The sequence below is a fragment of the Rhodococcus sp. 15-649-2-2 genome, from assembly GCF_002258645.1.
Lineage (GTDB): Bacteria > Actinomycetota > Actinomycetes > Mycobacteriales > Mycobacteriaceae > Rhodococcoides.
This window is the reverse complement of sequence record NZ_NPFM01000030.1, coordinates 223,469-246,758: the sequence shown is the minus strand read 5'-3', so window position 1 is coordinate 246,758 and position 23,290 is coordinate 223,469. Positions and strand designations below refer to the sequence as shown.

The window sequence follows — 23,290 nt, the reverse complement described above, 5'->3', positions numbered from 1 at the left end:
CGCCAGCACGCCACCCGCAGGCAAACGACACACTCCCAACCGATTGGGCGGTGGCCCGACGCCGCCGACTCGTCGGCCCCGGTGTGACGCACGTAGGTCGTCCGCGGCTCGAGATGGTGCCCGCGTTGGCAACGGGCCGAAACCTGCAGCCTCTTCACTGGCTGTCCTCCCATCGCGCGAGTGACGTCGAATCCCAGCCGCGTAGCGGTCGACCGGATGGCGTAGCCAGGTCATGGTCCGCGAGCCACTGGCAATAGGCGTCCGACCGCATCTCACTCGCTGCCATCTCGCGCGCTCGTTTCTCCTCGATCTCGCTGACGAGCGCCTCAGCGACGTGCCTTGTCTTCACCTTGCCGAGCCACCGACGCCAGTTACTAGGACGGAACTCGGGCGGGACATCGTCGAACGTGAGGGCAGCGGGACGACCCTCGTCCACCAGGTCGGAGGCGAGCATCGGTCGAGCCATCACGCACCCCGTCCCGCTCGGGGGCGCGCCACACGTCCCTTACCGCGGCGAGCTCCGCGTTCGTTGTCCCGTCCCTGGTTCTGAGATCCGTCTCCGGTGTAGACCCCGCGAATGCCGGTCTGCCCACCGCTCGCAGCGCCGGACGTCGAGCGGGCGGCGAGGATCCGCGCGTCCATGACCGATGCCAAGCGAGCTCGGGTCATACGAAGCTGCCGAACCGCGGCCACCGCGGGGTGCATCTTGACCGTTCCGCTCTTCGTCGTGATCGTGCGGCCGTCGGCGGCGAGAGCTGCATCGAGCGCCGCGATGTCATCGGTCGTGGCCTGTAGGTCCGCGGCCGTCGCGAGGTCGTCGGCCTCGAGCACGATTCCGACACTCTTCGCCTTGGCGCGGTAGAAGTCGACGACCGACTCGGTGCCGGCCGCGGTGTCGTTGGCGGTCATGTTTGTCACGTCCTTTCGAGGTAGCGGCCGACGCCGCGGTTCGGGGCGCGGTCCGACGATCGTGGTGGTGGGCGGTTCTCGACAGCGGCACCTCGTGCGAGAGCTCCGATTGCCTTCTCGACCCGCTCGACGTCGACCGTCCCGTCCGACCGGACGAACTTCATGTGATCGAGCGCGGCGAGCAGATCGGCGACGCTCTGCGGCTCGAGACCGGCCGTGTCGAGTTGGCGAGTGATCGCCGCGTCGACGATCTGCGCTCTCAGTTCGTCGAGCACCTCGGACGACTCGAGGCCGCTGTGCTCGAGCTCGGTGATCCGGTGATCCCGCTCGGCGACCAACCACGCCGCGAGCTCTGCGTCGGTGAACACGGGCGATCAGTCCGCTGGGCCGGAGAGGAACGAGTGCAGACCCGCGACCTGGAGCCAGAAATCGCAATCGACCTCCGCGGTGTAGGGCGCGTGCTCGTAGACCTTCGCGAGAGCGATCCTCGCCATCTCTGCGTGCTGCTCCTTCGTGGCCGTCGCTACGGGGAACTTGGGGGTGATCGTGGGCATCTGAGGCCCCTCTCTGCTGGTGAACGATCGAGCACCAATGGTCGTACGCCGTACGGTGATCTGTCCAATGTTCCTGCCCACGTCTCCGAAATCCGTTGAGCGGCTGTGTAATACGCGACAAATCGAACGTTTTGTCGACCCGAACCATGTTGGACGTCGAGTTGGGGCCGGCATTCGAACGCGCGTTCAGCCCGAAAAAGCCTGTTCAGGGCGTTTGAGGGCGTCAAAATGCGGTTCTTTTCGCACCGCAGCCGACGAAATGTGCAGTACCTGGCTGCCTGGCTGGTGGACCCCCGGGAGGGGCCTCCCACCCCTGGGGGTCTGCGCTCCAGTGCATGTCGTGTTGGTCGCTTAGTCAACTGTCGGTGCCCACGTCTACTGTCCCTGTCGTCCGGAAAGTCCGGTTCGACACACCACCACAGAGAGGCCCGATTCAACATGGGAACGACTATCAACGCATCCGAGCTTCCGAAGCTCGTAGGTAGGAAGTTCGTCGGCTACGGCGAACTGAAGCAGTCGGCTCAGGTCGACACCAACATGATCTACGCGAAGTTCGGCGAGGGCTTCGGCCTTCGCGAGGCCACGTTTACGCCGACGCAGACGCTCGAGCTTCACGACTGAAGCAACGGCACAACTCAGAGCAACCCACCGTGCATCTCGTGCGGTGGGTTGCTGCGTCGTCGAGTCATTCCTGCTCGGCCTAGCTGATGGTCGCGAGTCCTTCGCTGATGTCGTCCCCTGCGAGTAGGTAGACGATCACGCCGTCCTCGTCGAGCGTGGGAGTGATCGTCCATTGCTCGTCGCGGCAGAACGCGATCAGGTCGGTGAATGCGTCGGTGATGGTCGGGAAGTCCTCGACGACCACACTCTCGCGTCGCGTGTGAGCGTCGGTGGTGGAGACGAAGAGCTGGACTGTGGCGGTGGCGTTCTCGGGGGTGGACATGAGATCAACCTAATACCTAAAAGGGTATTCAGTCAACCCCCTACCCAAAAGGGGTAAGGTCACTCTCGACGACCATCGACGCAAGGGGCCACGATGACCATCCACTATCTGTCACGCGGGGAGATCGCCGACAAGCTCGGTGTCTCGCTCGACGCTGTGAAGCAGTACCAGCGCAAGAGCTATCTTCCCGAACCCGATGCGACAGTGGGCCGTAACCAGGGCTGGCTCGAGTCCACGATCGACGAGTGGCACGCCAGCCGTCCCGGCGCTGGAGCGCGAACGGACTTGACGCGAGACGCCTGACGGAGCCGCTAGGGGCCGGCACCTACCTGTTGCCGTCGCTCTGAGCGACCCCTGCCCCGGCGACCCCTACTGTGTCGAATGTGAGCAGGTTTCGTTCCTCGGCCGCGGCGCGTGGATCGAGCGCTCGATGCCTGCTCGATCCACGGCCACGTAGCGCCGGTCCTACTCGTCGACCTTGACGTAGCGACGCATTCCGCGAGCTCGGGGGTTGGCAACCTCGGTCCGATGCTCGAGAGCGTCCTTGGCTCGCTTGATCCGCGCTGCCTCACGCTCGGCGTCGAGCCGGTCTCGTTCGGCGCGGTCGGCGTCGTACTTCACTTTGCGCGCTTCGGGATCTCGGGCGAGCCGGGTCAGCTCCTTCCCGTGCGCCGACGCGATCTCGGTGACCGGTGCGGGCTTCCCACGTTCCGCGTTGGCCTCTCGTTGCTGCGCCTGCGTCATCTGCTGAGCGTTCGGCCGGTCCTCGAGGTACTTCGACATACCGCGGGCTTCGGTCCCGTCCTGCTGCGCCATTACGCGTCCACCTCGGCGGTCTCGCGCTCGGCGAACCACTGCAGCGCAGCGTCGGGGGTGTCGACGTGGGCGAGCTCGACGCCGGTCTGTCCAACGAACTGACTACGCCAGACTTCCTGTTCGATCATCCGGGCACCGGTCCGGATCAACCGATCTGGGGCCTTTTCGTCGAAACCATTATTCTCCACCAGCGCGAGCCACTGCCGAACACACTGGATCTGCCGCCAGCGCTCGACCAACTTCGGCCACTGCTGGAATGCCTCGCGAACCTCGGGCCGACCGTCCGCAATAACGGCGTTCGCGTTGTCGACCTCACCGGTCGCATCGACCAGAGTTCGGTACGCGCGCACGGCTTCATCGAGGATCGACGTCGACTGCTCGCCGAGAACCTGCTCGAGTTCGTCCCGCACCGCCAGTACAGCCTCGCGGTTCGCATTCGCCCAATGTCCGCGTAGCCGCTCCTCGAACTGTCCATGCCTCGCTATCGGGTGCGTCGTCGGGATCGCAGTCCTGTCGAACTCCTGCGCCGCCACCATGATCGAGGGAACTTTCGTTTTCGCATCTGCCGCTTCCCATGCCGCGGCGAGTAATTCGCCGTCGCGCTGTCCGGCCGCGAGGTTCAGCAGTTCCTCTCGTTCCTCGACGAGCCGGTGCTGCACCTTCTTCGCCGCGGCCGCGTTGCGCTTGATGCCCTTGAGTGGAACGTCGGTCAGTCGCTTTCCGAGCTCGTGGTCGAGCGTCGGTGACACCCCGATGCCGCTCGCTCGATCACGGTCGTCCTCGGCTGCTCGACGCTCTGACTCTTCCCTCGCGCGCGCTAGTCGCTCCCGGTGCGCATGGGCATCGGTGTTGCCGATGATCTCCGATGCCTCGCCGGGTCCGAACCCGCCGACACTCTGGTCCCAGTTGCTCGAGTCGATGCCGTTTTCCTGCGTGCTCATTTCGTGTGTCCTTCGTTCGTTGTGCTGCCTGCACCGGGCGATGCAGGCTCAGTGGGGGTCTGGTGCTCGAGTGCGAGCCGAGCGAGTTCGAGGCCGTCGCGATACTCGGTCTGTTGGATCTCGGCGAGCTTGGCCGCGAGCTGCCCGGCTGCGAGCAACTGGTCGACGCTGAGATCGAGCGGCACGGTGTCGCCGTTCGGGTCGACCTCGAGACCGACGACGCTGTCGATGACGCGCCTGACGATCGCCAGTGGATCCCCGCTCGGCCGCTTACCGCTGCCGTCGTCCTTGGCTCTGCGGGCCGCTCGTCGGGCTTCGGTTCGTGCTCTCGATTGGGACATCGGTTCCTCCGTTGTTTGTGTTGGGTGGTTTTATGGCCGTGTTTTCGGCCGTTTCGGGGTCTCTGGCTAACCGCTGCAACGCTGTGACCTGCGGAGAGTTAGTCGAGTTATTTTCGAAAGTACGTTTTCTCCTACACGCGGATATGAGAAAATTGGGTTCTGAAAATAACTCGACTAACTATTCCCAGGTCAGAGGGTGTTTCCCAGTTATTTCGTCATTGCGAGACGGAGAGTTCGTACCCGTACACATACGTCTTGTTCGCCGTCCCCTTCCTGACGTCTAAACCTCTGTCCGACAACGCATTCGAGAACTTGATCTTCGACATGTCCGGATTTTGGTTCCGCGCGGCCCACTTCTGCCAGTGGAGGTACGCGACAGCGAATACGACCTTGCCGCCATCGACCTTCTCGAGTGTTTGCTCGACGAACTGCGTGACCGCGTCCTCGTTTCGGTGGTAGCGCGAGGTCGCCGCCGAGACGGCGTCAGGGGCGTCGAGACCGCCCCGATCGCGGTAGTCGGCCAGTCCTCGCAGGGCCCACGCCAACACTGCATCGGCGTCCAGCTCGAGCATTTCGGGCAAGTCCTTCTGACGCTCGCTCTCGGGGATGACCACCTCGAACGGAACAACCCTGAGCCGCTCCCAGATGGCAGGATCATCGCCTTTGACCTTCGGAAGGTGATTGGTGATCATCGCGGCCGTGTGGCTCGGATTGAACGTCACTTCGTGCCCGTACAGCCGTCGAGCCGTGATCGGATCGCCGCCGACCAAGCGCTTCGTCGTCGCGACCGACAGGGTTGCTTCTTCTCCCGTCTCGGACACTGCGACCCATCGTTTTCCCATCAGGGCCATCTCGGGGGCGCTGTGGGTCCCGTCGGCGCGGTTGAACAGGTCTGGCGAAGGTGTGCCCGCATAGTCGCCGAGAGCGAATCCGACGGTCGCGTAGAACACCCCTTTCCCGTTGCGTCCCTTGCCTATCAAGATGACCAGAATGTGCTCGACGACCCGGCCGAGAAGGGCGAGACCGACATAGCGTGCCAAGAAGTCGCGCACGTCGGAATCGGGCAGCGATGACCGAAGGAAGCGATCCCACCGCTCTGAGCTGGCGTTCGGGTCGAACGCTGCACGAGTGACCTTGGTGATCCGGTCGGCCGGAGAGTGTGGACGAAGTTCGAGGGTCAGGAGATCAAGCGTGCCGTTGGCGACGTTGAGCGCGTTCGGATCGGCGTCGAGCTGGTCGACGGGGGTATGGAACTGTTCGAGAGCTGCTGCGAGCGAAAGAATCCCGTTGATTGCCGACGCCTTTTCGCAGGCGACGATTTCCCGCAACAGATCCTTGTCCACTGTCGGTGCCGATCGACCGGTGCGCAGTAGCTCGAGCACGAGACGTTTCGCGCGGGCCGAATCGACGTCCTCGACCCATCGCGTGCCGTCGTACCAGTGCCAGCCGATCCCGCTGACGTACATCAGTTCGGTCGGGTGCTTCTCTGCCAGCATGTACGCCCACCGGGCCTGTCCTTCGTGCTGGCGCGACAACCGTGCCGGCCGAGCCTTGGTTGCCATCAGAAAAAGTCCTCGTTCAGTAGTTCGACCCGAAACGTCTCGATCAGGTCGGCGCGGAAGTCGTCGCCGTCGAGCCAGAACAGAAACTCGTGCTTGATGGTGGACGTGTCGACAACACCGTCCCGAAACTTCAAGATCAGAGCGTCGGGGATGGTCTCGGTGAGCCGATAGCAGGTGCGCAGGTCGTGGCAGTAGCGGTCTTCGACCCACCACCGCGGGTCGTCGACCGGATACGACGCGCCAGACCGAACAACGGCGGGCTTCTCGGCCGATGCGAGTCGGAGGTACCTGCGGTCCTTGGCGGTACGGGGCAACGCTGCTGCTTGCTTCTCGGCCCGTTCGATGCACCATTCTCGGTACCGCGTGAGCTCGGCCTCGCGGGTAGTCACGACGCACCAGTCGACAGCTTCGCGACCGTGGCCTCGAGGTCGACGATCTCAATAGAACTGCGGCGCATACGCAGGCCCGTGAGGTCTTCGTGTCCACAAGACTCGGTGGTGCAGCGCCACCCCTCACCACGCAGAACGGTGCCAATGGTGCTGTCATTGCGGATGCTCGGGTGAATCAGAAGCTCGGTTGTAGGCGCGATTTCGTAATCGGCTCCGACCCAGTCGCCGAACACGGTCTTCCACGAGAGACCCGCGAAGAATCGGTCGATATGGCCGGCCACTTCGTCCATGACTATCGGGATAGGTGGTCGACGATGAAAATCGTGAGAATCAGCGGCGAACTCTTCTGCTGCCGCAAGCGACAACCACGAAAACGGCTTGCGCTCAACGGTATCAGTGGTCGAAAGTTCGAGGTCGTTGATTCGTGCGATCAGATCGCCGACGGATGCTATAGCGGAATGCGGCTGCGCGGTGGTAACATTCGAGCTTGTTGGTGGCTTGCTTTGGTGGTGAGCGATTCTTGTTGTTAGACGATCCCGCGTTCCTCCCGGTGCGCGGGATTTTCTATGTGCAGTGCGGTTTATCGTTTCCATGGCGTTCCCGTATCTGTGTGAAATTGTGGGGTGTACGGCTGACGTCACGCCTCGTCGGTGGTGGTGGGTTACTGCTGCCATTCGGTGGCGCGACCAGCTCTGACCGCTCGTCGTACGGCCGTCTTCTGATCCTCGGTCAGCGGCGGGGCGGCGTCCGCGACCGACTGAGCGTGCTCGTCGATTGCGCGCTTCACGTCGTCGGTCATCGCGTTCACTTTCGGTTTCCGAATACGCGTGCAAGATCCCGCTTTTGCTGCGAGGTGAGAGCGGGTGCCGATGCCGCTATCTGCTGCGCTCGCTCTCGAATGGCGGCGCGTTGCTCTTCGGTCATCGCCCGTTCACCTGGCGAGCAGCGATCCACGCGTCCAGATCAGCCGGTCGGAAAGTCAAGCCCTTGCCGATCCGAAGGGCCGTCAGCTCTCCGCGTTTGACGGCCGCGTAAATGGCGTTCTTTTCCACTCGAATCAGGCGGGTTTGCCACAAGTAGTCGACTGCGTCGTCCGCGTTACGAACCGACGGACTCGCCCAGAACACGCGGATATGTTCGGATTCCGACACCTTCTCACCGCGATGGGTGAAGTGGTCGAACCACGCCGTACTTACCATCGGCTCCGGCTGGCCAGGAATAGTCCGAAAATCTGTTTCAGTCACTTTCTCGATCTCCTTGGATGCTGTGCAGTCGTGCCGACCGCGTTGCTACAAGGTTCCTTCGAGGAAGTGAGTTCAGTCAAGCTTGGTATTTTGTAATCTACTGCGCTGCAACACTTTTCGTCAACCTTGCGTCTCGAGGCTTACATACCGCGTATCGAGATCGAGAGACGACGGTCGAGAACGGACCGCAGGTCATGGTCGCTATCGCCCCGGCGACACCCGAAGCGCCTGCATCCGTCGGGCAGAGCCAGACTGGAAGTTAACGGTTTGGTAACGGCTCGGATTCGTCGCTCTGCCACGGCTCGATCCGCACCGATTCGGGCTTGAAACCTGCACCCCCGCGGAGCCCCGGCACGAGAACCACTCGTACACCGAGAGCGGTCAGTACCGCACGCTTCTGAGTCATTTCGAGGCTGTCCCACACTGCTCGCGCATCCGGTCCCCCGAACCGAGCGAGCAGGGCAGAGCCGACAGAACCCACCGAAGCCATCGCGGCAATCTCGGATGCCTCGAGCTCCGGCTGCAATTTCGCCGTGATCCGCGACAACTGACGCGCATCGATTGCGCCGTCAGCGAACGCATCGGCTGCCGAGTCCATCCGAGCTCGGATCGCGTCGGCGGTGACCCTGGCCTCTCGTGCTTCGGTGTCATCGCGGGCGAACAACTCGCGCGCATCTGGCCGTGCCAGCCGAGCGCACACGGTCTCGGTCACCAGTTCGTCCACCCACACCTGACGCCGACCCGTGCACCCCGCCGACGTGTCACAGGCGTACATCGCATGACCGCCGCGAGTCATCACTCGTAGCCGGGATCCGCACTTGCCGCACTCCCCGATGCCGAACGACAGCAGATGCCGCCGCGCGCCACCCTTCTTGTGTCCACGTCCCGGTTCGGCGAACAACGCCTTGATGCGGTCATGGTCCTCCTGCATGACGATCGGTGGCCACGCTGCCGGACCCACCACAACCCCGCGGTGAGTCCGTAGCGCCACGTTCAGGTCCCGCAATGCCAGCTTCTTGACCGATGACGATCGCCACGCGCCCCGCCGCAGGGGCGTAGGTACTCCGCGTTCGTTCAGCTTTCGGGTGATCGAGTCGAGTGTGCGACCGGCCAACAAGTCCGCAACGATGCTGCGCACTACATCCGCTTCTTCCACGTTCTCCACGTCTTGCCAATGGATCACGCGGCCGGAGGGGTCACGTTGATGTTCTCTCTGCCAGCCGTAGGCGACAGCGCCGTTCGCTCGACCCTCTTGCGCTCGCTGCTGTGCCGCACGAGCCACACGCTCGGACTTGACTTCCGATTCCGCGGTGTCGACTTCACCGAGAATGCCCGCCATCATTCGGCCGGACGCCGAGGTCATATCGATGTCACTCCCCTTCACCAGAGCGACGCCGACGGCGGAATTCTTGAGTAGGTCGATCCCTGCGGCGCGTTCCGACCGGTTGCGCCAGATCCGAGAAAGGCCGTAGGCGACGATCTGGTCGAATTCGCCGCGCCCTACAGCGGCCATCATCGCGGTGTACGCGGGACGGGATTTACCTCGCAACGCGGACACGTCGTTGTCGGTGTAGACCTCCACCAAGGTCCAGCCCCGCGCGGCGATCAGCGCTTCGGCGTCTTCCCGCTGCCTCTCGACGCCCTTGGCTGTGGCTAGCGGATCTTCAGATATTCGGGTGTAGATGGCTGCGCGCTGCGTCATGGTCGTGTACTTTACCGTTCAGAGCACCCGCTCTTCCCCGGGGGCGTCGGAAAAACTGGAAGCCCCGAGGACTTCACCCACCTTCTCGACGACGTGACGGCAAAGTTGTTCGACCGTTTCGGCGACGACACCGTGGTCTACCCGGGCCACGGAAAGGACACCACACTCGGTGCCGAGCGCCCTCACCTGGCCGAATGGCGCGAACGGGGCTGGTGACGATCGGCGCGCTTGAGACCGTCGAACACGGGGTATGAATAGTGTGACAAAAGGACGCACCCCGGTAGGTTTCCCCTACCGCTGTGCGATGTCCTAACGCCGATGACACGAGAAACTACGCAGGAGGCTGTCAATGCTGGTCCGCCGTATCGCCCGTCCGTTGATGTCTACGATCTTCATCGCCGGGGGCGTCGACGCACTCCGTAACCCCAGTGGCAAGGCAAAGGTTGCCGCTCCGCTGATCGAGCAGGGCAAGGACGCGCTACCGAACGAGGTCACCGCGAATGTGCCCGAGGACCCGGAGACGCTGGTTCGCATCAACGGCGGCATTCAGGTTGCGGGCGGCATTCTGTTGGCGACCGGCAAGGCACCACGTATCGCATCGATCGCACTGGCCGGAAGCCTCGTTCCGACGACGCTGGCGGGTCACGCCTTCTGGAACGAGACCGACCCGGAGACCAAGGCTGCGCAGCGCATCCACTTCTTCAAGAACCTGAGCCTCCTCGGCGGACTGCTCATCGCGGCCGTCGACACCGAGGGCAAGCCGTCCGTCGCATGGCGTAGCAAGCGGGCAGCACGCCGCGCGCAGGAGACCGTCGTCTCGGCACTGCCGGGGCACTCCACCCACGAGACCGGTGAGCGCGTCAAGGAAATCGCAGCCGTCGCCGCGAGCCGCAGCGCCGATCTCGCCGAGGCTGCCCAGCCGAAGCTGGCCAAGTTCGCCGACGCCGCCCAGCCCAAGTTGGCCAAGCTCGCGGACATCGCTACCGATAAGGGCTCGGAGTTGGCCGAGGTTGCTCAGCCGGCACTGAGCCGCTGGGCTCATATCGCAGCCGACAAGGGCTCCGAACTGGCCGAGGAAGCACAGAAGCGCGGGTCCAAGCTCGCCGAACTCGCCGCCGACCGCGGCAGCGACCTGGCCGACGAGGCCCAGAAGCGCGGATCCAAGCTCGCCGACAAGGCAGCGCACCGCGGAACAGACCTGGCCGAACTCGCGCAGAAGCGTGGATCGAAGCTCGTCGACGTAGCCGCGGATCGTCGCGTCGAACTGGCCGACGTCGCGCAGAAGCGGGCATCCAAGCTCGCCGATCTGGCCGCTGAGAAGGGCTCCGTCCTCGCCGACGAGGCTCAGAAGCGCGGAGTCACGTGGGCCGATCTGGCGTCCGATCGCGTGGAGACACTCGGCAAGCGCGCTCGCAAGCGCGCCGAGAAGCAGAGCAAGGAGCTCGAGAAGGTCACCGAGCAGGCCCGCGCCAAGCTCGAAAAGCGAGTTGCCAAGGCTCAGAAGAATCTGGACAAGAAGATTCAGCAGTACGCCAAGTAGTCCTCGCGGACAGAACGAGCGCACGCTCGTGCACAGCGGCCCTGCCCCGGAACTCGAGGTTCTGCGGCAGGGCCGTTGTGCGGCGTAGACTGCTCTGGCTGATTTCGAGGCGATATCTTCGCCTCGGCCGAATCCCCGAGGAGACCCTTTGCCGGACGACGGCCACACATCTAGCGGTTCCGACATACCGATCGAAGAAGACCTCGAGCAGGCGCATCTGACGAGGCTGTACACGCAGCTCGACGCGCTGCGCGAATACGCGGCAAACCGATTGCGGGCCGTGCTGTTGGAGACCGGTGGAACACCACAGGCCCGAAGCGAACGCGAATCGTTCAACCAGATGTACACCGAGGACATCGCCAAGTACGACGCCGCAGAGAACGGACTGTGCTTCGGACGTATCGACCTCGATCCGGATTCTCTCGACCCCAAGGTGGACGATCGTCCCGAACGCTACATCGGCCGAGTCGGAATCCTCGACGACAAGAACGACTACGAAACGCTGCTGCTGGACTGGCGAGCACCGATGGCCCGGCCGTTCTATCTGGCGACGCCGGCTGCGCCTGAAAACGTGTTGCGGCGCAGGCACATTCGCACCCGCGGCCGCCGCGTGACGTCGATCGCCGACGAATTCCTGGATCTGAACTCGGCTCGATCGTCGAGCGATGCTGCCGTAGCAGGCGGTGTCGCAAGTGAAGGTGCGCTGCTCTCGGCTCTGGATGCTGCGCGTACCGGCCAGATGAACGACATCGTCGAAACGATCCAGAGCGAACAGGACGCGATCATCCGGTCGCAGCATCGCAGTGTGCTGGTCGTTCAAGGCGGACCGGGCACCGGCAAGACGGCCGTCGCGCTGCACCGCGCCGCGTATCTGCTCTACACCTACCGCCAGCAGCTGGGCAAGAGCGGCGTGCTCATCATCGGACCCAACGCCACGTTCCTCGACTACATCGGACAGGTGCTGCCCTCGCTCGGCGAAACCGGTGTGCTGTTGTCCACGATCGGCGACCTCTACCCGGGAGTCCGTGCGCAACGAGAGGATTCGGCCCTGGCCACCGAGGTCAAGGGCAGACTGTCGATGGTCGACGTGCTGACCCGAGCGGTACGCGACCGGCAGGAAGTTCCCGCGCAACCGAGGCGGCTGAAATTCGACACCTACGACATCACGCTCGACCGTAAGATCGTCACCCGAGCTCGCGGACGCGCTCGCTCGTCGCGGCGACCGCACAACCTCGCTCGGCCACTGTTCGTGTCCTCGTTGATCGATCAACTGGCCAACCAACTGGCAGCGAAGCTGGGCCAGAACCTGGTCGACGGATCCAGCCTGCTCAGCGCCGACGACATCGCGGACATGCGCGACGAGATGCGCGAAGACCAGGACGTCATGGCCGCTGTCGACGAGCTGTGGCCGGATCTGTCTCCCCAACAGGTTCTCCACGACCTGTTTGCTTCGCCCGAGAAGATCGCCTCGGCCGCACCGGAACTGGATGCGGAAGAGCGCGACTCGCTGAGCCGTCGGGGCCGGGGCTTCTCCGCTGCCGACGCTCCCCTGCTCGACGAGCTGGCCGAGTTGCTCGGTGTGGACGATGCGGCCGAACGTGAGCAGGCACAACGTCAGTGGCGCGGCCAGATCGCCGACGCCCAGGGGGCACTGGACATCCTGACCGGTTCGGCACCACAGGACCTCGAGGACGAACTCGATCCGGAGATCCTGATGGCCTACGACCTGATCGACGCCGATCAGCTTGCGCGACGGCAGAATTCGGGTCAACGCCTTACCACCGCCGAACGGGCAGCCGGCGACCGGACCTGGACATACGGGCACGTGATCGTCGACGAGGCTCAGGAACTGTCGACCATGGCGTGGCGAATGGTGATGCGGCGCATACCGAATCGGTGGATGACCCTGGTGGGCGATACTGCGCAGACCGGCGATCCCGCCGGAACGTCTTCGTGGAGTTCGGTACTCGAACCGTATGTGGCAAAGCGCTGGAAGCGGACCGAACTGACGGTGAACTACAGGACGCCGTCGGAGATCATGGTGGTGGCGCACGACGTGCTGGCCGCGATCGATCCCGAGCAGTCCGAGCCCCGGTCCATCCGCAGCACCGGCGTGACACCGTGGGCGCTGCAAGTGCTGGAGGCGGACCTGTTCACCGCAGTGGAGAAGCGGGTCGCAGAGCACCCACGACCTGGGCTGAGCGCAGTGCTCGTTCCAGCCGGTCGCGTCTCCGACTTCCGACATCTGGCTTCGGACGTGGTGACCGTGTCGTCGGTCAAGGACGCGAAAGGGCTCGAGTTCGACTCGGTTCTCATCGTCGAGCCGAGTGCCATCGTGGCCGAGTCGCCGAAGGGAATGAACGACCTCTACGTGGCACTCACCCGAGCCACCCAGCGACTCGGCGTGGTGCACGTCGACCCGCTACCGAAGGAACTCTCGGCGCTGCAGCCGTTCGAGCCGGAAGCCTAGAGACCTGCACACACCAACGGCCCGCTCCGTCGATTCGATGGAGCGGGCCGTAAGGCGTGCGCAGGGTGAAATCAGCGGACGGTGTGCACGATCAGGACATCGCAGGTGGACTTGCGAGCGGCGTCCGACGGAACCGAACCCAACAGGCGCCCGGTCAACGAGTTCAGGCCGCGGTTGCCGACGACGAGCAGATCGCCCTTCACCTCGTCCACGAGTGCCAGCAGCGACTCGACGGGAGCGCCTACGATCGCCTTCTCCTCGATGTTCTTCGCACCGGCCTTGGTGGCATGCTCGCGCGCAGTGCGCAGAATTTCACGCGTCGGTGCCGATCCGGTGATCTGGTAGGCGTCCTCGCGCAGTGCGTCGGCGGCAGCGGACGTGTCCTTGGGATCGGCCGGGTAGTACGCGCAGGCGATCACCAGGGTGGCATCGGCGTCTCCCGCCAGAGCCGCGGCCTTCTCCACTGCCCGCAGTGACGATTCGGAGCCATCGGTCCCGACGACGACGGTGCGGTAGGCGCTCATTCATTCCTCCATTTGTCGGTCACACACAGATGTGACACTTCTGGTCGATCTCGATTGGTGCAAGTCACAGGACCGAATGACGTGGTCCGGAGACTGATTCGCTGACATTAGCCGGAACCGGCCGATCGGCACGTGAACTTGGGGAACAACACGATCCGCGCCACTCACATACATTGGTTTGCATGCCGATTCCCCGCCCGCCACTGTCGAGACGGGCCATGACTGTCGGCGCCGCTGTGATTGCAGTTCTAGCGGTAGCCGCTCTCGCATTCGTACTCCTCCCCCAGGATTCGAGCGCCGACACATCCACTCGTGATGCGCGCATCACGCTACCGGACAGCCCCGAGTCGACGGGCACCGTCGACATCGACGCGCGGCTCTACGCCCCGGCTGTCACACCCGCGCCGACGGTGCTCCTCGCCCACGGTTTCGGCGGCAGCAAGGACTCGGTCGACGGTGAGGCACGTGACCTCGCGGCTCGCGGGTACACCGTCCTCGCCTACAGCGCACGCGGGTTCGGCGACAGCACGGGTTCGATCTCGATCAACGACCCCGATCGCGAAGTCGCCGACGCTCGCGGACTCATCGACTGGCTCGCCGAACAACCGGAAGTGGAACTCGACGCTCCCGGCGACCCTCACATAGGAGTCGCCGGTGGTTCGTACGGCGGCGCACTGGCACTGAGTGCAGGCGGCACCGACCCCCGCATCGATTCCATCGCCGCCGCGATCACCTGGAACGACCTGGGTCAGGCCCTGTTCCCCAACTACGGCGTCACCTCGACCGAGGGCCGAGAAGCCCTCGGCGACACGGTCACTCCCGCCGCGGCGGAGTACGGCGGACCCGGCGTGCTCAAGCGTGGCTGGGCCGGTGTGTTCTTCGGAGCGGGCGCAGCGAGCACGCCGCCCAGCGACGGCGATGACAGCGGTGATGCAGGGACCGAAACATCGGGGACCGGCGAGGGCGCGTCTGCGTGCGGCAGGTTTTCTCCCGAGTTCTGCGACGCCTACGCCCAATCCGCGGTGACGGGGATCCCCAGCCAACAGCTCCTCGATCTGCTGACCGCACACTCACCCGTCGCGGTGGCGTCGAACATCACCGCACCGACTCTGCTGGTGCAGGGCACCCAGGACACATTGTTCGGCCTGGATCAGGCCGACGCGACGGCGCGTCAGATCGCGGCGGCCGGTGGGAACGTCACCGTGCGATGGTTCGACGGCGGCCACGACGCCGGCGGAACGGACGGCACGAGCGATCGGGCCATCGCCGACTTCTTCGACACGACGTTGCGTGACAACGACACTGCCACCGGTGGCCAGCCGTTCGTCTACTCCACTCAGCGGGCAGCCGACGAGCGCGGCGGCGACCGCAACCGCCGGATGACCGCTCCCGACTACCCGGGACTGGCGGCCGACTCCGACGCCACCCGGACCGAATCCGTCACTTTCACTCCCAAGGCGGAGAACCAGTCGATCATTCGTCCGCCCGGAGCGTCGCCGTCGGCGATCTCGTCGGTACCCGGTTTGGGCTCGGTGCTCTCGACTCTCGGATCGACCGGGGCCGGAGCAGCCCTGACCGCGGACCTGCCGGGCCAGTCGGCGACGTTCACAAGCGATCCCGTCGATTCGTCCGTGACGATCACCGGTGTACCTCGAGTGAACCTGCGAGTGGCGTCACTGGCCTCACCGGGTCAAGCCGTTCTGTTCGCGAAGCTCTATGACGTTGCACCGAACGGCACCAGAACGCTTCCAGGCGGCGCGGTCTCGGCGATCCGCCTCCCCGACACCGAGGGCATCGATCCCGTCGATGTCACCGTCGCGCTGCCTGGCATCAGCTACACCGTCCAGCAGGGTCATCACCTCGAACTGAGCGTTTCCACCACGGATCAGGCCTACGCCGTTCCGCTCGAACCGGCCCAGTTCAGCGTGGCCATGACCGACAACACCATTGCGTTGCCCACAGTCCCTGCAGAGGAGAGCGCCAACAGCACCGTTCCGGTGGCACCGCTGATCGGCATCGGGGTCGTCCTGCTCGCGGTCGCTGGTGCGATCGTGGCCGGAGTCGTGCGGACCAGACGCCGCGCGGTCGCCGAAGTGGACGAGAGTCTGATCGACACTCCGCTGGTGATCACCGATCTGGCCAAGACGTACTCGAACGGCTTCCGCGCGGTCGACGGCGTGAGCTTCGAGGTGAAGCAGGGCCAGGTTCTGGGTCTCCTCGGGCCCAACGGTGCCGGAAAGACCACCACCCTGCGGATGCTGATGGGCCTGATCACTCCCACCGGCGGTGACATCCGCGTCTTCGGCCACAAGGTGACGCCGGGCGCGCCGGTGCTGTCCAGACTCGGCTCGTTCGTCGAGGGATCAGGATTTCTTCCCCACCTGACCGGAACTCAGAACCTACGGTTGTACTGGGAGGCAACCGGGCGGCCGATCGAGGACGCCCACCTGGAAGAGGCACTGGAGATCGCCGACCTCGGCACCGCAATCGAACGCAAGGTCAAGTCGTACAGCCAGGGCATGCGGCAGCGGCTGGCCATCGCCCAGGCCATGCTGGGGCTGCCGGATCTGATGGTCCTGGACGAGCCGACCAACGGACTCGATCCACCGCAGATCAGGACGATGCGCGACGTGCTGATCAACTACGCGAAGACCGGTCGAACGGTGTTGGTGTCGAGCCATCTACTCGCCGAGGTCGAACAGACCTGTACCCATGTGGTCGTCATGAATCGTGGATCGGTGATCAGTTCCGGAACGGTCCGCGAATTGACCGCAGCGGGCGGACAAACGGAGATCAGGGTCGACGACGCCACCCGCGCGCGGTCGGTGCTGGGTGCCTCCGGCCACGACGGCGCGGTGATCGTCGACGACGGAACGGTGACGGTGGACCTGACCGACGCCGACTCCGCCGTAGTCATCCGAGAACTCGTCACCGCGGGCGTCTCGGTGCGCGGATTCTCCCAATCGACCCGCCTCGAGGATGTGTTCCTCGACCTGGTCCACCGAGACACCCCCGGGTCCGACACCAGCAAGGATCGCTCATGAGCACCGCACACGCAGACGGGCGCGCTGCCGGTTACACCGGCGGCAGTACCTTGCCCTTCCGTACCGAGTTGCGCAGGCAGCTGGGACGCCGTCGCACTCAGTTGGCCATCGGATTTCTTGCCCTGCTCCCGGTGATTCTTGCGATCGCCTTCACCGTCGGCAGCTCGAGTGCCGACTCGGACGCCGGGGGACTGATCGAACTCGGAACTCGCGGAGGCATGAACTTCACGGTCTTCGCTCTGTTCATGTCGGTGGGGTTCCTACTGATCGTCGTGGTGGCGCTGTTCTTCGGCGACTCGGTGGCGAGCGAGGCCTCGTGGTCGAGTCTGCGGTACCTCCTGGCCATCCCGGTACCTCGGAGTCGACTGCTGACGCAGAAGGCATTGGTGTCGGCCACGTTGTCGAGTGCGGCGATCGTCGTGCTTGTCGGCGTTTCGCTGTTGATCGGCACCGTGATGTACGGCGCAGAGTCGCTCATCACCCCACTGGGTGAGGGTCTGTCGTACGGAACCTCACTGGTGCGGCTACTGATCGCAGTCGCGTACATAGGCATCAACCTGCTGTGGGTGGCCGGCCTGGCGATGCTGCTGTCAGTGCTCACCGACGCCCCGCTCGGGGCCGTCGGCGGCGCGGTGATGACGTCGATTCTGATGCAGATTCTCGATCAGATCACCGCACTGGGGTCACTTCGCAACTACCTGCCCGGGCACTACGCCAATTCGTGGATCGACGCTTTCGGAACGAGTATCGACTGGAACGACATGGTGGTGGGATCGTTCTCGGCCATCACGTACGCGGCCGTGTTCGGGTTGATCGCGTGGCGGCGTTTCGCGACCAAGGACATCACCAGCTGAGGCGGCCTAATTCTTCTTGATCGCCGGTCCGAAGACGCCGTCGGGAATGACGCCCTGACCGACGATCGACTCACGCCACGGCGTCGCGAGCGAGACCAGCCGAGCTGCACCGTCCTCGCCGAGGGCGGCCCACGGCGCAACAGCGAGGTCGTTGGTGATGTCCTCGACCAACGTGCGGAGATCTTTGCCGTCCTGAGTCAGGGCACCATCGGACGAGAGCAGTTCTCGGTCGGCCAAAGATGCGACCGCGCCATCCCACTGCTCGGTCGACCATCCGCGACGCTTACGCGCGAACTCCTTCTCGAAGCCGTAGCCGGTGGCGGTGTGGGTGATCAGCGCTTCGAGCCCGCTCAGGCCCGCCGTCTGCAGCGCCGCAATGTGACCGTCGCCGCGGTATTCGCGGATCAGGGTCAGGGCATGCCACAGCACCAGATGCGGCGCAGTGGGCCAGTCGAGCTCGGAGTATGCGGCGTACAGGGGTCGACCGTCGTCGCCGGGGATTCCACGGGCTGCGATCGATGCCAGGTCGGCCGCCTCGGCCATGTCCGCGGACGTCAGAACCTCGGGGCCGAGCAGTCGGCCGAAGGCAGCGTCGAGAGTCTCGTACCGGATGGCCATGATCTCGTCGGGTGACGCGATGTCCCAGGCGGCCGGGATGAGCGGTGCCACCAGTTCACGGTTGAAGTTGTAGAACGTGGCGGTGACGACACCTGCGCCGACCCGTCCCAAAGGCGCTGCCCGACCCGCGAAATAGCAGGCCCGCGGCGGCAACCCCGCCGCGACCAGCGCATCCTGTGTCTCCGGAAGGAAATAGGTCATCGAGTGAATCAGTTCGAGCGCGCGAGAGGTGCGGCCGGCGGTGGTTGCGTCCATCGCTGAACCGTATCCGAACCATTTCGGCTCATTCCGCAGGCTCCACTCGCGTCTCCAGCCTGCCCTATTTGAGCCCGGCCGCATCCATCCCGCGCAGTTCCTTCTTCAGATCCTGAATTTCGTCTCGTAAGCGTCCCGCGAGCTCGAACTTCAACTCCCGGGCAGCGTTCATCATCTGGTCGGTCATGTTCTTGATCAGATCGGCCAGTTCTGCGCGCGGCATCGACGAGACGTCCTGCCCTTCGTATACCCCGGAGCTGACCGACCGTCCTGCTTCGCCCTGCGCGCGTCGCCCGCGGCTGGCGTTGCGACCGGACCCGCCGATCTCGACGACGTTGTCGGTGTCCTCGGCTTCCTGATAGACCTGATCGAGGATGTCAGCAATCTTCTTGCGCAGCGGCTGCGGATCGACACCCCGCTCCTTGTTGTACGCGATCTGCTTCTCGCGCCGACGTTCTGTTTCCTCGATCGCATAGGTCATCGAGTCCGTCATCTTGTCGGCGTACATGTGCACTTCGCCGGACACATTTCGGGCGGCACGACCGATGGTCTGGATGAGGCTCGTGCCGCTTCGGAGGAAGCCTTCCTTGTCGGCATCGAGAATCGCGACGAGCGACACTTCCGGTAGGTCGAGGCCCTCGCGCAGCAGGTTGATGCCGACCAATACGTCGTACTCGCCGAGGCGCAGTTGCCGGAGTAGCTCGACGCGGCGCAGCGTGTCGATGTCGGAGTGCAGGTAACGCACGCGAATGCCCAGTTCGAGAAGGTAGTCGGTGAGATCCTCCGACATCTTTTTGGTCAGAGTGGTCACCAACACGCGCTCGTCCTTGTCCGCGCGCTCCCGGATCTGGTGCACCAGATCGTCGATCTGTCCCTTGGTCGGCTTGATGACCACCTGGGGATCGACAAGTCCGGTGGGCCTGATGACCTGCTCGACGAATTCGCCCCCGGTCTGACCCAGCTCGTACTTTCCCGGGGTGGCAGAGAGGTAGACCGTCTGACCGATCCGCTTCGTGAACTCTTCCCACGTCAACGGACGGTTGTCGGTCGCCGACGGGAGGCGGAACCCGAAATCGACCAGGTTTCGCTTGCGCGACATGTCACCCTCGTACATCGCACCGATCTGCGGCACGGTCACGTGCGACTCGTCGATCACGAGCAAGAAGTCCTCAGGGAAGTAGTCGATCAACGTTGCCGGTGCGGTGCCGGCCCCTCGTCCGTCGATGTGTCGCGAGTAGTTCTCGATACCCGAGCAGAACCCGACCTGTTTGATCATCTCCAGGTCGTATTGCGTCCGCATCCGCAACCGTTGCGCCTCGAGCAGCTTCCCCTTGCCCTCCAGCTCCGCCAGACGGGCTTCGAGTTCGGCTTCGATGTCCTTGACGGCTCGTTCCATGCGCTCGGGCCCGGCAACGTAGTGAGTGGCCGGGAAGATGCGTACCGAATCGACCTGTCGGACGATGTCCCCGGTCAGCGGATGCAGGTAGTAGAGCGCTTCGATCTCGTCGCCGAAGAACTCGATGCGGATCGCCAGTTCCTCGTAGGACGGAATGATCTCGACGGTATCGCCGCGCACCCGGAACGATCCACGGGTGAAAGCCATGTCGTTGCGGGTGTACTGCACGTCCACCAGCAGCCTGAGCAGTGCATCACGCTGAACTTCGACATTGACCTCCAGCTCGATCGACCGGTCGACGTACGACTGAGGCGTGCCGAGGCCGTAGATGCACGACACCGAGGCCACCACGACCACATCGCGCCGCGAGAGCAGAGATGCCGTGGCCGAGTGCCGTAGCCGCTCGACGTCGTCGTTGATGGACGAGTCCTTCTCGATATAGGTGTCGGTCTGCGCGATGTACGCCTCGGGCTGGTAGTAGTCGTAGTACGACACGAAGTACTCGACTGCGTTGTTGGGCAACATGTCTCGCAGCTCGTTCGCCAACTGCGCAGCCAGAGTCTTGTTCGGTGCCATCACCAGGGTGGGGCGCTGCAGCTTCTCGATGAGCCAGGCCGTGGTGGCCGATTTACCGGTACCCGTGGCACCGAGAAGCACGACGTCCTTCTCGTCCGCCTTGATCCGCCGTTCGAGCTCGGCGATGGCGGTCGGCTGATCACCGGCCGGCACGTGTTCGCTGACGACCTCGAACGCCGGTCCGGTGCGCTCGATCGCGCCCACCGGACGGTGTTCGGAGTGCGCGACAACGGGATGTTCGGATGCAAACGCCATTACACAAGCGTAGACGCGACCACCGACAAGTTCCGTCGGGCAGACCCAGGACGTCGGTTCCCGGTAGCTTCTACAGGCATGGTCGCTCACACGTCAGCCGGTGCGCACGCCGTCGTTCATGCCCCCAAGCACGAGACGTTCGACCTCGTCGCCAAGACAAACGTGGATCCCAAGGGGTTCGTCCGTGTCGTCGACGAATACCGCGTCGAGCCGTGGGGGTTGTACATGGCCCGACCCTCGGACCATGCCCACTTCGACTACCTCGAGTCCTGGCTACTGCCCGCTCTCGGGCTCCGCGCCTCGGTGTTCCATTACCTGCCGGCTCACGCGAGGGATCAGGACTACTACGTCGACATCGGCGAGTACACCGCCGGCTCCACCCGATGGACATCCGTCGACCACTATCTCGACCTCAGTGTCCGTACCGGCCGCGATTACGACCTGTTGGACGTCGACGAGTTGTTCGACGCTCGGGTGGCGCAACACGTCGACACCCCGACGGCCGAGCTCGCGCTGGCCAGATCGATCACCGCCATCGAAGGACTGACGCGGCACGACTACGACCTGAACGCGTGGCTCGCATCCGTCGGGATGCCGACCGAGTGGAACGGTAAGCCGACCTGATGCGCGCAGCTCTGCGTCAGGCAGTCCAGTTCGTCTGCTCAGCCCACTGCCACGCCCGACGGTAGGCCACGTCGAACCACGGTGCCTTGGCGTTCTCGTACGCTTCGATCGCCGCACGGTAATCCTTGATCCCTGCGGCCACCTCGGAGGCACGTCGCTTGATCCCCGAGTACTCGGTCGCAACAGACGAGTCTTCGCGCAGCCAGTCGCGGAACAACAGGGCGAAAGTCTGGTTCGGCCAACCGTCGACCCGAATGTGCACGTTGGCCGGACGTCCGGGGTCCGCGTTGCCGTGAAAGCGCTTGCCCCACACCGCAGGATCTGCCTCACCGCCCATTCCGTATGCAGGCTTGGGGTCGTCGAAGTTACTGGTCTCGACTCCGGGGAACCCGGCAAGACGTAACCGATCACCGACCGCATCCGCGTCGTCGAGAGAACGCACCGTGATCTGAATGTCGATGACGTCCTTGGCGTCCAGGCCGGGCACTGCGGTGGACCCCACGTGGTCGATCCGGACGGCTTCGTCCGCACAGGCGAGAGCCAGGCGGCCGATGATCCGGCGGGCCTGCAACTCCCATGCCGGGTCTGCCGTCACCTGTTCCGGATGCGTGCGGGCGACGATGCCCTCTCTGATGTTGCGCTCGAAGGGAATCAGGCGCTCGTTCCACAGGAGTCGAACCTGCTCGTCGACGCTGCCCGGCGCACCGGTGTTGTCGATCCAGACGTCTGCTGCGGCTCGGCGTGCGTCATCGGTTGCCTGCGCGGCGATTCGTGCGCGGGCGTCGGCCTCGGGCATGTTTCGTTGCCCGGTGAGTCGGCGTACGCGCTCTTCGGCATCGACCCAGACGACCACGACCAGGTGGAAGAACGGACCCATCGAGCCTTCGACGAGGAGCGGAATATCTTGCACCACAATGGCATCCGAGGACGCACCGTCGATGATCTCGGCAGTACGCTGACCGACCAACGGGTGGACGATGCCGTTGAGCTTCTTCCGGGATTCCTCGTTCCCGAATGCCACGGCCGCCAACGCCGGACGGTCCAACGAACCGTCCGGTAAGAGAATGTCGGCCCCGAACGTATCCGTCAGTTGTTGCAGGCCAAGCGTTCCCGGTTCCACGACTTCACGGGCGAGCACATCGGAGTCGACGAGAACTCCACCCAGCTCGGTCAGCACCTTGGCAACGGTCGATTTTCCGGCACCTATTCCACCGGTCAGTCCCAGTCTCAGCATGCACCCAGTCTGACACTCGAACACGCCGAAGCACACCAGCCCCAAATACACCGGTTTCGGAGGTCTGTCGGTTATCTTCGACGAGCGCGACCTCGATGTGCCGACCCACAGCTATTGAAAAGGACACCCATGCGAAGCAATCAGATCCAACCGGGTCGGCACCGCCTTGGCATGGATGCAGGCGTACATTGCGTTCTCATTCCGGAAGTTGCCTCGGCGTTGGCCGACCACCGGCGTAACTGGTTCACCAACCTCCTGACCCCCGCCCGCCACAGCTTTGCCAGCATGCGCAAGCGTACGGAGAGCGTCGGTCAGTGGAGTCCAGCCACCGCCGCGTAGTTCGCACTTCCCCCTCACACATGGGCCCGGTTCATCGGAACCGGGTCCATTGTCGTCTCGCAAGCAGAACATGTCCGCCCGACTGCTTTCGAACGAGAAAGCCCCGGCTCTCATGAAGAGAACCGGGGCTGCGGTCACACCCTCACGGGTGGACAACTTC

At 64.1% G+C, this 23,290-nt stretch carries 26 protein-coding genes and 1 pseudogene; 9 read left to right on the top strand and 18 right to left on the bottom strand.

All coding sequences use genetic code 11. The features are described 5' to 3' along the window. Window positions 1-154: 154 nt before the first annotated feature. Genes CH305_RS20745 through CH305_RS20730 form a run of 4 tightly spaced genes read right to left on the bottom strand, consistent with a single transcriptional unit; the run spans window position 155 to window position 1,463 of the window. On the bottom strand, window positions 155-466 hold the full coding sequence (locus tag CH305_RS20745; protein ID WP_143545324.1) for a hypothetical protein: 312 nt from the start codon (window positions 464-466) through the stop codon (window positions 155-157). Next, entirely contained in the window at window positions 466-909 is a 444-nt protein-coding gene (locus tag CH305_RS20740; RefSeq protein ID WP_094704767.1) for a hypothetical protein, read from the bottom strand. The genes CH305_RS20745 and CH305_RS20740 overlap by 1 nt, the downstream gene beginning before the upstream one ends. A 5-nt stretch (window positions 910-914) precedes the next feature. Further along, complete coding sequence (locus tag CH305_RS20735; RefSeq protein ID WP_094704766.1) at window positions 915-1,277, bottom strand: hypothetical protein; 363 nt, start codon at window positions 1,275-1,277, stop codon at window positions 915-917. A 6-nt stretch (window positions 1,278-1,283) separates the two neighbouring features. Further along, entirely contained in the window at window positions 1,284-1,463 is a 180-nt protein-coding gene (locus CH305_RS20730) for a hypothetical protein (protein ID WP_094704765.1), read from the bottom strand. A gap of 438 nt (window positions 1,464-1,901) precedes the next feature. On the opposite strand from CH305_RS20730, the gene CH305_RS20725 reads away from it, so the two are divergent. Then, window positions 1,902-2,084, top strand: a complete 183-nt coding sequence (locus CH305_RS20725) for a hypothetical protein (protein WP_094704764.1) — start codon at window positions 1,902-1,904, stop codon at window positions 2,082-2,084. A gap of 79 nt (window positions 2,085-2,163) precedes the next feature. Here CH305_RS20725 and CH305_RS20720 read toward each other — a convergent pair whose 3' ends face one another. After that, complete coding sequence (locus CH305_RS20720; RefSeq protein WP_094704763.1) at window positions 2,164-2,406, bottom strand: hypothetical protein; 243 nt, start codon at window positions 2,404-2,406, stop codon at window positions 2,164-2,166. Between the two features lie 93 nt (window positions 2,407-2,499). Between CH305_RS20720 and CH305_RS20715 the strand changes: the two genes are divergently transcribed. Beyond that, entirely contained in the window at window positions 2,500-2,709 is a 210-nt protein-coding gene (locus tag CH305_RS20715; RefSeq protein ID WP_094669238.1) for an AlpA family transcriptional regulator, read from the top strand. Window positions 2,710-2,871: 162 nt separating this feature from the next. On the opposite strand, the gene CH305_RS20710 is transcribed toward CH305_RS20715, so the two are convergent. From CH305_RS20710 to CH305_RS20685, 9 genes are all read right to left on the bottom strand, one after another. After that, the gene (locus tag CH305_RS20710) at window positions 2,872-3,222 is read right to left on the bottom strand and encodes a hypothetical protein (RefSeq protein WP_094704762.1); all 351 of its coding nucleotides are present in this window, start codon (window positions 3,220-3,222) and stop codon (window positions 2,872-2,874) included. Continuing rightward, window positions 3,222-4,163 carry a hypothetical protein gene (locus tag CH305_RS20705; protein ID WP_094704761.1) on the bottom strand — a complete coding sequence of 314 codons (942 nt, stop codon included), beginning with the start codon at window positions 4,161-4,163 and terminating at the stop codon, window positions 3,222-3,224. The genes CH305_RS20710 and CH305_RS20705 overlap by 1 nt, the downstream gene beginning before the upstream one ends. After that, window positions 4,160-4,504 (bottom strand): hypothetical protein, encoded by a 345-nt coding sequence (locus tag CH305_RS20700; protein ID WP_094704760.1) that lies wholly within the window; start codon window positions 4,502-4,504, stop codon window positions 4,160-4,162. The genes CH305_RS20705 and CH305_RS20700 overlap by 4 nt, the downstream gene beginning before the upstream one ends. Window positions 4,505-4,719: 215 nt before the next feature. After that, the gene (locus CH305_RS20695; RefSeq protein ID WP_179278362.1) at window positions 4,720-6,066 is read right to left on the bottom strand and encodes a phage/plasmid primase, P4 family; all 1,347 of its coding nucleotides are present in this window, start codon (window positions 6,064-6,066) and stop codon (window positions 4,720-4,722) included. After that, window positions 6,066-6,455: a hypothetical protein gene (locus CH305_RS29165; protein ID WP_179278361.1), complete on the bottom strand. Its 390-nt coding sequence runs from the start codon at window positions 6,453-6,455 to the stop codon at window positions 6,066-6,068. The genes CH305_RS20695 and CH305_RS29165 overlap by 1 nt, the downstream gene beginning before the upstream one ends. After that, window positions 6,452-7,048 (bottom strand): hypothetical protein, encoded by a 597-nt coding sequence (locus CH305_RS29160; RefSeq protein WP_179278360.1) that lies wholly within the window; start codon window positions 7,046-7,048, stop codon window positions 6,452-6,454. The genes CH305_RS29165 and CH305_RS29160 overlap by 4 nt, the downstream gene beginning before the upstream one ends. Before the next feature lie 68 nt (window positions 7,049-7,116). Then, window positions 7,117-7,254, bottom strand: coding sequence for a hypothetical protein (locus CH305_RS29155; protein ID WP_179278359.1), 138 nt, complete (start codon window positions 7,252-7,254; stop codon window positions 7,117-7,119). 121 nt (window positions 7,255-7,375) lie between these two features. Then, the gene (locus tag CH305_RS20690) at window positions 7,376-7,699 is read right to left on the bottom strand and encodes a helix-turn-helix domain-containing protein (protein WP_143545323.1); all 324 of its coding nucleotides are present in this window, start codon (window positions 7,697-7,699) and stop codon (window positions 7,376-7,378) included. Between the two features lie 259 nt (window positions 7,700-7,958). Then, a complete protein-coding gene (locus tag CH305_RS20685) occupies window positions 7,959-9,401 on the bottom strand; it encodes a recombinase family protein (protein WP_094704757.1) in 1,443 nt (480 codons plus the stop codon). A 30-nt stretch (window positions 9,402-9,431) separates the two neighbouring features. Here CH305_RS20685 and CH305_RS20680 point away from each other — a divergent pair. The 3 genes and pseudogenes from CH305_RS20680 to CH305_RS20670 all read left to right on the top strand — a co-directional run. Next, window positions 9,432-9,617: pseudogene (locus CH305_RS20680) on the top strand (MBL fold metallo-hydrolase); the annotation flags it as partial. 133 nt (window positions 9,618-9,750) lie between these two features. Continuing rightward, complete coding sequence (locus CH305_RS20675; RefSeq protein WP_032378960.1) at window positions 9,751-10,941, top strand: DoxX family protein; 1,191 nt, start codon at window positions 9,751-9,753, stop codon at window positions 10,939-10,941. Window positions 10,942-11,089: 148 nt separating this feature from the next. Beyond that, complete coding sequence (locus tag CH305_RS20670) at window positions 11,090-13,411, top strand: ATP-binding domain-containing protein (protein ID WP_094704756.1); 2,322 nt, start codon at window positions 11,090-11,092, stop codon at window positions 13,409-13,411. Between the two features lie 71 nt (window positions 13,412-13,482). Here CH305_RS20670 and CH305_RS20665 read toward each other — a convergent pair whose 3' ends face one another. Beyond that, window positions 13,483-13,935, bottom strand: coding sequence for a universal stress protein (locus CH305_RS20665; protein ID WP_032378962.1), 453 nt, complete (start codon window positions 13,933-13,935; stop codon window positions 13,483-13,485). Between the two features lie 182 nt (window positions 13,936-14,117). Between CH305_RS20665 and CH305_RS20660 the strand changes: the two genes are divergently transcribed. Both CH305_RS20660 and CH305_RS20655 read left to right on the top strand, forming a co-directional pair. Next, window positions 14,118-16,979: an alpha/beta fold hydrolase gene (locus CH305_RS20660; RefSeq protein ID WP_094704755.1), complete on the top strand. Its 2,862-nt coding sequence runs from the start codon at window positions 14,118-14,120 to the stop codon at window positions 16,977-16,979. Continuing rightward, on the top strand, window positions 16,976-17,833 hold the full coding sequence (locus CH305_RS20655) for an ABC transporter permease (protein WP_032404014.1): 858 nt from the start codon (window positions 16,976-16,978) through the stop codon (window positions 17,831-17,833). Before CH305_RS20660 ends, CH305_RS20655 begins: the two co-directional genes overlap by 4 nt. Before the next feature lie 6 nt (window positions 17,834-17,839). Here CH305_RS20655 and CH305_RS20650 read toward each other — a convergent pair whose 3' ends face one another. Then, window positions 17,840-18,706 (bottom strand): hypothetical protein, encoded by an 867-nt coding sequence (locus CH305_RS20650; protein WP_032404013.1) that lies wholly within the window; start codon window positions 18,704-18,706, stop codon window positions 17,840-17,842. 64 nt (window positions 18,707-18,770) lie between these two features. Next, the gene (gene uvrB, locus CH305_RS20645; protein WP_094704754.1) at window positions 18,771-20,933 is read right to left on the bottom strand and encodes an excinuclease ABC subunit UvrB; all 2,163 of its coding nucleotides are present in this window, start codon (window positions 20,931-20,933) and stop codon (window positions 18,771-18,773) included. 78 nt (window positions 20,934-21,011) lie between these two features. On the opposite strand from uvrB, the gene CH305_RS20640 reads away from it, so the two are divergent. After that, window positions 21,012-21,557, top strand: a complete 546-nt coding sequence (locus tag CH305_RS20640) for a DUF402 domain-containing protein (protein ID WP_094704753.1) — start codon at window positions 21,012-21,014, stop codon at window positions 21,555-21,557. Window positions 21,558-21,573: 16 nt separating this feature from the next. Here the strand turns inward: CH305_RS20640 and coaE are convergent, their stop codons facing one another. Further along, window positions 21,574-22,791: a dephospho-CoA kinase gene (coaE, locus tag CH305_RS20635; RefSeq protein WP_094704752.1), complete on the bottom strand. Its 1,218-nt coding sequence runs from the start codon at window positions 22,789-22,791 to the stop codon at window positions 21,574-21,576. A 129-nt stretch (window positions 22,792-22,920) separates the two neighbouring features. Here coaE and CH305_RS20630 point away from each other — a divergent pair, with 129 nt between their 5' ends. Continuing rightward, a complete protein-coding gene (locus CH305_RS20630; protein WP_032378969.1) occupies window positions 22,921-23,130 on the top strand; it encodes a hypothetical protein in 210 nt (69 codons plus the stop codon). The last annotated feature ends 160 nt before the right edge of the window (window positions 23,131-23,290 follow it).

Coding starts and splice junctions, on each gene's coding strand:
- CH305_RS20685 (WP_094704757.1), bottom strand. CDS start 9,401: ATGACGCAGCGCGCAGCCATCTACACCCGAATATCTGAAGATCCGCTA.
- CH305_RS20725 (WP_094704764.1), top strand. CDS start 1,902: ATGGGAACGACTATCAACGCATCCGAGCTTCCGAAGCTCGTAGGTAGG.
- CH305_RS20640 (WP_094704753.1), top strand. CDS start 21,012: ATGGTCGCTCACACGTCAGCCGGTGCGCACGCCGTCGTTCATGCCCCC.
- CH305_RS20700 (WP_094704760.1), bottom strand. CDS start 4,504: ATGTCCCAATCGAGAGCACGAACCGAAGCCCGACGAGCGGCCCGCAGA.
- uvrB (WP_094704754.1), bottom strand. CDS start 20,933: ATGGCGTTTGCATCCGAACATCCCGTTGTCGCGCACTCCGAACACCGT.
- CH305_RS29160 (WP_179278360.1), bottom strand. CDS start 7,048: ATGGAAACGATAAACCGCACTGCACATAGAAAATCCCGCGCACCGGGA.
- CH305_RS20705 (WP_094704761.1), bottom strand. CDS start 4,163: ATGAGCACGCAGGAAAACGGCATCGACTCGAGCAACTGGGACCAGAGT.
- CH305_RS20675 (WP_032378960.1), top strand. CDS start 9,751: ATGCTGGTCCGCCGTATCGCCCGTCCGTTGATGTCTACGATCTTCATC.
- CH305_RS20660 (WP_094704755.1), top strand. CDS start 14,118: ATGCCGATTCCCCGCCCGCCACTGTCGAGACGGGCCATGACTGTCGGC.
- CH305_RS20740 (WP_094704767.1), bottom strand. CDS start 909: ATGACCGCCAACGACACCGCGGCCGGCACCGAGTCGGTCGTCGACTTC.
- coaE (WP_094704752.1), bottom strand. CDS start 22,791: ATGCTGAGACTGGGACTGACCGGTGGAATAGGTGCCGGAAAATCGACC.
- CH305_RS20695 (WP_179278362.1), bottom strand. CDS start 6,066: ATGGCAACCAAGGCTCGGCCGGCACGGTTGTCGCGCCAGCACGAAGGA.
- CH305_RS20655 (WP_032404014.1), top strand. CDS start 16,976: ATGAGCACCGCACACGCAGACGGGCGCGCTGCCGGTTACACCGGCGGC.
- CH305_RS20745 (WP_143545324.1), bottom strand. CDS start 466: ATGGCTCGACCGATGCTCGCCTCCGACCTGGTGGACGAGGGTCGTCCC.
- CH305_RS20710 (WP_094704762.1), bottom strand. CDS start 3,222: ATGGCGCAGCAGGACGGGACCGAAGCCCGCGGTATGTCGAAGTACCTC.
- CH305_RS20630 (WP_032378969.1), top strand. CDS start 22,921: ATGCGAAGCAATCAGATCCAACCGGGTCGGCACCGCCTTGGCATGGAT.
- CH305_RS20650 (WP_032404013.1), bottom strand. CDS start 18,706: ATGGACGCAACCACCGCCGGCCGCACCTCTCGCGCGCTCGAACTGATT.
- CH305_RS20715 (WP_094669238.1), top strand. CDS start 2,500: ATGACCATCCACTATCTGTCACGCGGGGAGATCGCCGACAAGCTCGGT.
- CH305_RS20730 (WP_094704765.1), bottom strand. CDS start 1,463: ATGCCCACGATCACCCCCAAGTTCCCCGTAGCGACGGCCACGAAGGAG.
- CH305_RS29155 (WP_179278359.1), bottom strand. CDS start 7,254: ATGACCGACGACGTGAAGCGCGCAATCGACGAGCACGCTCAGTCGGTC.
- CH305_RS20720 (WP_094704763.1), bottom strand. CDS start 2,406: ATGTCCACCCCCGAGAACGCCACCGCCACAGTCCAGCTCTTCGTCTCC.
- CH305_RS20665 (WP_032378962.1), bottom strand. CDS start 13,935: ATGAGCGCCTACCGCACCGTCGTCGTCGGGACCGATGGCTCCGAATCG.